Annotated in this window: 7 protein-coding genes and 1 tRNA gene; 4 read left to right on the plus strand and 4 right to left on the minus strand. The window is 69.0% G+C overall.

Annotated features, from left to right (window positions below):
- Positions 1 to 387 precede the first annotated feature (387 nt).
- Positions 388 to 2,661: a transglycosylase domain-containing protein gene (locus tag AQJ91_RS41975; RefSeq protein ID WP_067033342.1), complete on the plus strand. Its 2,274-nt coding sequence runs from the start codon at positions 388 to 390 to the stop codon at positions 2,659 to 2,661.
- A 128-nt stretch (positions 2,662 to 2,789) separates the two neighbouring features.
- Here the strand turns inward: AQJ91_RS41975 and AQJ91_RS41980 are convergent, their stop codons facing one another.
- Positions 2,790 to 3,254 carry a GatB/YqeY domain-containing protein gene (locus AQJ91_RS41980; protein ID WP_067033345.1) on the minus strand — a complete coding sequence of 155 codons (465 nt, stop codon included), beginning with the start codon at positions 3,252 to 3,254 and terminating at the stop codon, positions 2,790 to 2,792.
- A gap of 120 nt (positions 3,255 to 3,374) precedes the next feature.
- On the opposite strand from AQJ91_RS41980, the gene AQJ91_RS41985 reads away from it, so the two are divergent.
- From AQJ91_RS41985 to AQJ91_RS41995, 3 genes are all read left to right on the plus strand, one after another.
- Positions 3,375 to 4,301 (plus strand): metallophosphoesterase, encoded by a 927-nt coding sequence (locus AQJ91_RS41985; RefSeq protein ID WP_067033348.1) that lies wholly within the window; start codon positions 3,375 to 3,377, stop codon positions 4,299 to 4,301.
- 129 nt (positions 4,302 to 4,430) lie between these two features.
- Complete coding sequence (locus tag AQJ91_RS41990) at positions 4,431 to 5,216, plus strand: Pr6Pr family membrane protein (RefSeq protein ID WP_067033352.1); 786 nt, start codon at positions 4,431 to 4,433, stop codon at positions 5,214 to 5,216.
- Between the two features lie 33 nt (positions 5,217 to 5,249).
- Positions 5,250 to 5,323 (plus strand) — tRNA-Pro (locus AQJ91_RS41995).
- Between the two features lie 375 nt (positions 5,324 to 5,698).
- Here the strand turns inward: AQJ91_RS41995 and tgmB are convergent.
- The 3 genes from tgmB to AQJ91_RS42010 all read right to left on the minus strand — a co-directional run.
- Positions 5,699 to 6,676 (minus strand): ATP-grasp ribosomal peptide maturase, encoded by a 978-nt coding sequence (gene tgmB / locus AQJ91_RS42000; RefSeq protein WP_234383360.1) that lies wholly within the window; start codon positions 6,674 to 6,676, stop codon positions 5,699 to 5,701.
- Complete coding sequence (gene tgmA, locus AQJ91_RS42005) at positions 6,673 to 6,900, minus strand: putative ATP-grasp-modified RiPP (RefSeq protein ID WP_067033354.1); 228 nt, start codon at positions 6,898 to 6,900, stop codon at positions 6,673 to 6,675. The genes tgmB and tgmA overlap by 4 nt, the downstream gene beginning before the upstream one ends.
- 377 nt (positions 6,901 to 7,277) lie before the next feature.
- Positions 7,278 to 7,891, minus strand: a 614-nt coding sequence (locus tag AQJ91_RS42010; RefSeq protein ID WP_234383361.1) for an ATP-binding protein, incomplete at its 5' end; no start/stop codon positions are given.

Genomic DNA, 7,891 nt, shown 5'->3' on the forward strand with positions numbered 1-7,891 from the left:
GCAGATCACCCGGGGGAGTGAGCTGGCGACATGCGTGATCATCCCGGCAAACCGGGACAGTTCTGTTGAGTCACAACGGGCGCCGGGTGACACACAAGGCGGATTCGGACACGCCCCAGCAAAAAAGTTGGGGAACCTCCGGAACGATTCGGGGTCGCCGGACGTATTGATACGTGGCCGCACTGCTGTGACAGTTGAGAGCAGCTTAGGCCAAGGCATATACGCGTGTCCGGCGAATGCGAACGTCGATGCCTCACGTTTGCTGTGCCGTCAGACGAGGCCTCCCGGGGAGCTCGCGGGATGGCGTTCGTCACGATCAGGTCCCTGAACATCCCGAGGAGCAACCGCTCCTTCGGAACGCTCAGGAGTACGGATTAGGCTGCCCTCATGCCAAAGAAGCGCTCGGGCGGTGGTCTCACGGCCACTCAGCAGGCCGCCAAGTTCCTCGGTGTCAGTGTGGTCTCGGGAGCCGTGCTGGCCGGCATCGCGCTGCCCGCGGTCGGTGCGCTGGGACTTGCCGCCAAGGGGTCGGTGGAGAGTTTCGACGAGCTCCCGGCCAATCTCAAGACGCCACCGCTGAGTCAGCGCACCACGATCCTCGACGCCGACGGCGACCGGATCGCCACGGTGTACTCGCGGGACCGCACGGTGGTCGAGCTCAAGGACATCTCGCCGTACATGCAGAAGGCGATCGTCGCGATCGAGGACTCGCGCTTCTACCAGCACGGCGCGGTCGACCTGAAGGGCGTCCTGCGCGCCCTCAACCGCAACGCCCAGAGCGGCGGCGTCGCCGAGGGCGCGTCCACGCTCACCCAGCAGTACGTGAAGAACGTCTTCGTCGAGGAGGCCGGCGACGACCCGACGAAGGTCGCGCAGGCCACCCAGCAGACCCTCGGTCGCAAGATCAAGGAGCTGAAGTACGCGATCCAGGTCGAGGAGGAGCTCGGCAAGAAGAAGATCCTCGAGAACTACCTGAACATCACGTTCTTCGGCCAGCAGGCGTACGGCGTCGAGGCCGCCGCCCAGCGCTACTTCTCCAAGTCCGCCAAGGACCTCACCCTCGCCGAGTCGGCGCTGCTCGCCGGCATCGTCCAGTCGCCCAGCCGGTACGACCCGGTCAACGACGAGACCGAGGCCACCAAGCGGCGCAACACCGTGCTGCAGCGCATGGCCGACGTCGGCGACGTCCCGCAGGCGGAGGCCGACAAGGCCAAGGAGGAGCCGCTGGACCTGAAGGTCAGCAAGCCCGCGAACGGCTGCATCACCGCGGTCAAGGGCGCCAGCTTCTTCTGCAAGTACGTCGAGAAGGTCTTCAAGAGCGACCCGGTCTTCGGCAAGACCCGTGAGGCCCGCGCCAAGATCTGGAACCAGGGCGGCCTGACGATCACGACGACCCTGGACCCGCAGGCCCAGGCGTCGGTCCAGGCGTCCCTCAAGGACCACATCAACCAGTCGGACAAGGTCGCGGCCGCGTCCACGCTGGTCGAGCCCGGCACCGGCAAGATCGTGGCGATGGGCCAGTCGAAGCCGTTCGGCTACGGCAAGAACGAGACCGAGTACAACTACTCGGTCGACCAGAGCATGGGCGGCTCCAACTTCGGCTTCCCGACCGGTTCGACGTTCAAGCCGTTCCTGGCCGCCGCCGCCATCGAGGAGGGCAAGCCCGCCACGCAGGTGTACCCGGCGCCGTACGAGATGCGGTACCCGGAGACCGTGCGGACGTGCGGCAGCCGGAACTGGCTCAACGACGGCGACTACAAGGTCGAGAACGAGACCGAGTCCGAGGTCGGCCCGTACGCGCTCAGGGAGGCCATGGAGCTGTCGGTCAACACCTACTTCGTGCAGATGCTCGAGGACATCGGCATGTGCCCGGTGGTGAACATGACCAACAAGCTGGGCGTGGTCCAGGGCAACGGCGACAAGATCCCCGAGGTCCCCTCGTCGCTGACGCTCGGCTCGACCGGCCTCTCGCCGCTCACCATGGCGAGCGCGTACGCCGCCTTCGCCTCCCGCGGCATGTACTGCACGCCGGTCGCCATCGAGTCGATCACGCAGAAGGTCGGCCAGCAGCAGAAGTCTCTCGAGGTGCCCAAGTCGACCTGCTCGCGCGCGATGAGCGAGACGACCGCGGACACCATCAACACCCTGCTGCGCGGCGTGGTCGACTCCGGTACGGGTAAGCAGGCCGGTCTCACCAGCCGGGAGAGCGCCGGTAAGACGGGTACGACGGACGAGCGCCGCAACGCCTGGTTCGTCGGCTACACGCCGAACCTCTCGGGCGCCGTCTGGGTCGGCAGCGCCACCCAGAAGGTCAAGATGCGGAACATCACCATCGGCGGCGTGTTCCGTCCCCTCGTCTACGGCGGCGAGGTCCCGGGCCCGATCTGGAAGGACGCCATGGCCGGCGCCCTGGAGGGCAAGGACGCCCCGACGTTCAACCTCGTCGACATCCCGGAACCCGAGAAGGACCGGGGCGACGGGAACGGCAACGGGAACGGCAACGGGAACGGCAACGGAAATGGGAACGGCAACGGCGACGGGGACAACGGCGACAACCCCAGCGGCGGCACGGACGGCGGGACCTTCCCGACGCCCACGTTCTCGATCCCGGAGGGCTGGTTCCAGGGCCAGAACGGCAACGGCAACGGCGGGCGGGACTGAGCCGCAGGGCTGACTGCCGGCACTGAGCAAAGCGACGGCCCCTTTCTCCTCGTATGAGAGATCTACGAGGAGAAAGGGGCCGTCGGTCGTTGTGCGGCCGGTCCGCTGTGTGGCCGTGGGCGCGTCGGTCAGCCGGCCAGGAGCTTCTTCACCACGGCGGCGACACGGCCGCCCTCGGCCAGCCCCGCGACCTTCGGGTTCACGATCTTCATGACGGCGCCCATGGCCCGCGGCCCCTCGGCGCCGGCCGCCCTGGCCTCCTCGACGGCCTGGGCGACGATCTCGTTCAGCTCGTCGTCGCTGAGCTGCTTGGGCAGGTACGCGGCGAGCACCTCGCCCTCCGCCTTCTCCCGCTCGGCCGACTCGGCCCGACCACCCTGCGCGAACGCGTCCGCCGCCTCGCGGCGCTTCTTCGCCTCCTTGGTGATCACCTTCAGCACCTCGTCGTCGGAGAGCTCGCGCTTCTCCTTGCCCGCGACCTCCTCCTTGGTGATCGCGGTGAGCGTCAGCCGGAGCGTCGAGGAGCGGAGCTCGTCGCGCTCCTTGATCGCCGCGTTGAGGTCTTCCTGCAGCTTCGACTTGAGCGTGGTCATGGGGTCGATTGTCGCAGGTGTCCCAGGCAGAACGCCCGCTGATTTAAAGCGGCTCGGGGAGAGGCCCCGGGAAGGAGCGGCCCGGCACGGGACTTGGGCAGGGTCTGACACGATGGTCGTATGCGCGCGCGATACGGAGTTCCCCTCGGCATCACGGCGGTCGGGGCCGCCGGCCTTCTCTACTCGGCGGGCTTCGAGGCCCGTTCCTTCCGCCTCCGACGGGTGACGGTCCCCGTCCTGCCGCCGGGGATGGGTCCCCTGCGCGTGCTCCAGGTCTCCGACATCCACATGGTCGGCGGGCAGCACAAGAAGCAGCGCTGGCTGCGTTCGCTGGCGGGCCTGCACCCCGACTTCGTGATCAACACGGGCGACAACCTGTCCGACCCGGAGGGCGTACCGGAGGTCCTGGACGCGCTGGGCCCGCTCATGGAGTTCCCGGGCGCGTACATCTTCGGCTCCAACGACTACTACGGCCCCAAGCTCCGCAACCCCGCCCGCTACCTGATCGAGAAGGCCCAGGGCCGCCACGGCCTGAACGGCAACGCGCCCGCCGTAGGGGTGATCCACAACCCGTGGGAGAACCTGCGCGACGGCTTCGACGCGGCGGGCTGGCAGAACCTGACGAACACCCGCGGGACGCTCAAGATCGAGGGCGTGTCGATCGAGCTGACGGGCCTTGACGACCCGCACATCAGGCGGGACCGCTACGAGCAGGTGGCGGGCGGCCCGTCGGGCGCGGCGGACTTCTCGATGGGCGTGGTGCACGCCCCGTACCTGCGTGTCCTGGACTCGTTCACGGCCGACGCCTACCCCCTGATCCTCGCCGGCCACACCCACGGCGGCCAGCTCTGCATCCCCTTCTACGGCGCCCTGGTGACCAACTGCGACCTGGACACGGACCGGGTGAAGGGCCTGTCCACGCACACGGCCGAGGGCCGTACGTCGTACCTGCACGTGTCGGCGGGCTGCGGCACGAACCGCTACACCCCGTTCCGCTTCGCGTGCCCGCCGGAGGCGACGCTGCTGACGCTGGTGGGCCGGGAGTAGTCCGGCGGTCCGGCGGTCCGGCGGTCCGGCAAGGAGCGATGGCGATGGAGGCTGGGGCGACTGGGGTGGCGTAACCCGCACGGCCCGCCCATATCGCCCGATATGCACCGATCTGCCTAGCGTGAGGGCATGACCGCCCCGATACCCAGGGACATCCCGGACCTCCCCGCGGTCCCGGGCACGCCCAGGCTGCTGCCCTCGCCCGTCCCCGCCACGGCGGTGGTGACCCCCGTACGCCGCCCGCTGACCGCCACGTACCGCACACTGATCGCCCTGACGGCGACAGCGACGGTAACCGCCGAACTGCTCCTCGGCAGCCCCCTCCGAACCCTGAGCCTCTTCTCCACCCAGGCCACGATCCTGCTGGCCCTGACGCTCACCGTCTCGGCCCGCCGCGCCTGGACCGCCCGCCGCCCGCTCCCCTCGTCCCTGACGGGCGCCGCACTCCTCTACGTCATGATCACGGGCTTGGTGTACCACCTGCTCCTGGCAAACTCGACGAGCCCCTTCGCGCTCACGCCCGAGGCAACGCACCCGGCCGGCTGGCACGCGATCACGAACCAGCTCCTCCATACGGCGATCCCCATCGCGGCCGTACTGGACTGGCTGCTCCTGACCCCCAACGCCCGCCTCCACCTCCGCCAGGCGGCAACGTGGCTCCTCTTCCCCCTGGCCTACCTGGCCTTCACCTTCACCCGAGGCGAACTGCTCCTCCCCGGCACGCCGACCCGCTACCTCTACCCCTTCCTGGACGTGGACCTGCACGGCTACAAGTCCGTCCTCGGCAACGCCCTCCTCCTGGCCCTCGCCTTCTACGCCCTGGCCATCCTCCTCGTGGCCCTCGACCACGCCCGCCCCAACCTGATCCGGCACCGCGCCAAAACCGGATTTCGTCTCGGGCCACCGGTGGGCTAAAGTAAACGACGTCGCCGCGACAAGCAGCGACATCGGGGTGTAGCGCAGCTTGGCAGCGCGCTTCGTTCGGGACGAAGAGGTCGTGGGTTCAAATCCCGCCACCCCGACAGTGAAGTACCAGGTCAGGGGCCTGATCCGCATCGCGGGTCGGGCCCTTGAGTGCTTCCGGGGGCCATTCTGAGAGCCATTTGGGAGCCGGTCTTCGAATCCGGCTCCCGCTCCCATCGACGATGTGGCCACGCCGTCGGTGAGCTGCGTGGCCAGCGCGTCATCCGAGTACACCAGGTCCAGCCAGTCGGGATCGGCGGAGGTCACGCGCCGCTGCTCGCCGCCGACCAGGGTCCAGAACTCCGGCACGAACGGATGGCGGGGAACGGCCTCGAACACCTTCCGCCATGTCGGGTCGGACAGTTGCCCGTTGGCCTCCAGGACGTCGGCCAGCGCCGTGCGCAACTGGGTGGCGCGTTCTTCGGTGTGTGTCGTCATGGTCGTCCCTCGGCGAGTAGATCAGCGATGTGCGTGGCGATGGGCAGGCCCGTCTCGTTCTGGATCCAGGACCACTCTCCGGACGGGTTGCACTCGAACATCACCCAGTCCCCGGCGGGGGTGACGGCGAAGTCGAACGCGCCGAAGTTGAGACGGAAGTGCTCCAGCCAGCTCAGCACGCCCGCCCGTACGTCGTCCGGTACTCGGCACACGTCGTAGGTGAGGGCGTCGTAGTCGCTGCGCCAGTCCACCCGAGCAGCGTCGCTGCCCGCGCGGATCTCGGCCGCAAACATCTCCTTGCCCACGACGGTCAGCCGCACCTCGTGAGTCTTGGGAACCCACTCCTGGAACAGGTGCGCTGTCAGGGACACGGAGTCGTCGATCGTGTCGGGGTCGACCACGTGGGTCGGTACCCCGGTGCGGTGGCCGTCCGGGTACTCCAGCGGGCCGCCCATGAGCGGCTTGCAGATCACCGGACCGTCCACCTGATGGCAGAACTTCCGGGCCACTTCCTGGTCCGTGGTGATCAGCGAGCGAGGCGTACGGAGCCCGTGCGCCGCCGCGACGGGGAGCTGACCGGCCTTGTGGGAGGCCATGCCGTCCACGTCCGGCCGGTTCACCCACGTCACCGGCAGCGCGTACAGCGTGCCGAGCAGTCCGGCCAGCGCCTGCTCGTTGGCCCACGTGCGGTGGGGCTCCTGCAGCCCTTCGGAGACGGCGGGAAGGCGGGGCCGCCTGTAGTAGACGGCCCTCACCTCCTCCAGCCGCACGGAGCGGTACTCGTCAGCCAGGACCCCCGTCCAGGGTGCTGCAGCGTGCTCGACGGACAGGGACATGGACAGGGGGAAGTCCCCCATGTCGAACCGCATCACCGGCACACGCCGGATCGTCAGCTCGTCGACCACCAGGTCCGCCGCGGGGTCCAGTTCCTTGGTGACGACCAGCACCGGGCCGCCGAACAGGTGCCGTGTCACCGCATCAGGTACGGGTCGGACGTGTCGTCGTTCTTGCTGTCCCAGTTGGTGTTCGTGCAGCTTCCGGCCAGCGAGGTGGAGCGGCTCCACAGGGCGCCGGAGCCGTCGGTCAGGACGTTGACCTGCCGGGCCGGGTCGTACACGAACGATCCCGCCTCCAGGGTCACGGTGTACGGGGTGCACTCGGCGCGGGCGCCGAACGGGACGAGCGTTGCCGTGGGCATGGGTACCTCCTTGTGGTTGCTGGTGCTCGGACTGTTCTCTGACTCGCCCGTGCGCGAAGGCACGGCCGAGGGTCTCGCGGGGCCGCTCCGCTCCGGTCGGGAAGCCGGTCATGCAGACGCAGAGCGGGTTGTGCGCCGCCCGGCGCCGGGCATCGGGCTCCGGCGCCGGGCGGCGGCTCATGCAACGCCGCAGGCAAGGGACGGTGGGCATTCGGGCGCGCAGATCCAGAGCCGGAACAGCAGGCCCCGGTGGCGCACTTCGCCCCACACCTGGCCGGCCATCCCCAACCGGCGGGCGCAGCGCGCACAGTCCACGGCCATCTGCTGCCGCGGAGTGAGCCGTTCGACGCGCGGCAAGGTGGCCGTGGGAGGAGCGGTCACCACGTGCCGTCCGCGCGCAGCTCTGCCCAGACGCGTTTCCCGCCGTGCACCGGCTCGCTGCCCCAGGCGTGGGCCAGAGCTTCGACGAGGAGTAGTCCGCGGCCGTGCTCATCGTCCGGGGACGGCGTGCCAAGGGTGGGTCTGGTGCGGGACGTGTCGGTCACGACGATCCGCGCGGACCCCCTGCCTGTCCGTGTGATCGAGGCACCCACCGTGGCGGCGTCGGTGTGCTCCACCGCGTTGGCCACCAGCTCCGTGACGACCTGCTCGGCGACGTCCACCAGCTGAGGCAGGCCCCAGGTCTCCAGCACCAGCGCTATGTCCCGACGCGCCTGAGCGGCGGCTTCCAGCCTCGCCGCGTACCGCTCCTGGTAGCGCTGTGGTCCCACCGTTGCAGCCGTCATGGTCATCGTCGCGTCCCTCGGGGGTGCTCGCGTTCCGTGTGTAGCCCAACCACCGGCCGTCAGGGCTGTGTGCGAAGGACGCACGCCCGCCGTTGCTCGGTCCGGCCCCGTGGCCGGGGTGAGCAGCAGCCCTTCGACGATGTCGCCTACGGAGGTTGACTCGGGAGCCTCGATAACGAAGCCCACCGTGGCAACCGTCCTACTAG

This window comes from Streptomyces dysideae, from assembly GCF_001514305.1.
Taxonomy (GTDB): Bacteria; Actinomycetota; Actinomycetes; order Streptomycetales; family Streptomycetaceae; genus Streptomyces; species Streptomyces dysideae.

Bases quoted from the DNA above. Each gene is read 5' to 3' on its own strand.
- AQJ91_RS41975 (WP_067033342.1), top strand. From the start codon at position 388: ATGCCAAAGAAGCGCTCGGGCGGTGGTCTCACGGCCACTCAGCAGGCC.
- AQJ91_RS41980 (WP_067033345.1), bottom strand. From the start codon at position 3,254: ATGACCACGCTCAAGTCGAAGCTGCAGGAAGACCTCAACGCGGCGATC.
- AQJ91_RS41985 (WP_067033348.1), top strand. From the start codon at position 3,375: ATGCGCGCGCGATACGGAGTTCCCCTCGGCATCACGGCGGTCGGGGCC.
- AQJ91_RS41990 (WP_067033352.1), top strand. From the start codon at position 4,431: ATGACCGCCCCGATACCCAGGGACATCCCGGACCTCCCCGCGGTCCCG.
- tgmA (WP_067033354.1), bottom strand. From the start codon at position 6,900: ATGCCCACGGCAACGCTCGTCCCGTTCGGCGCCCGCGCCGAGTGCACC.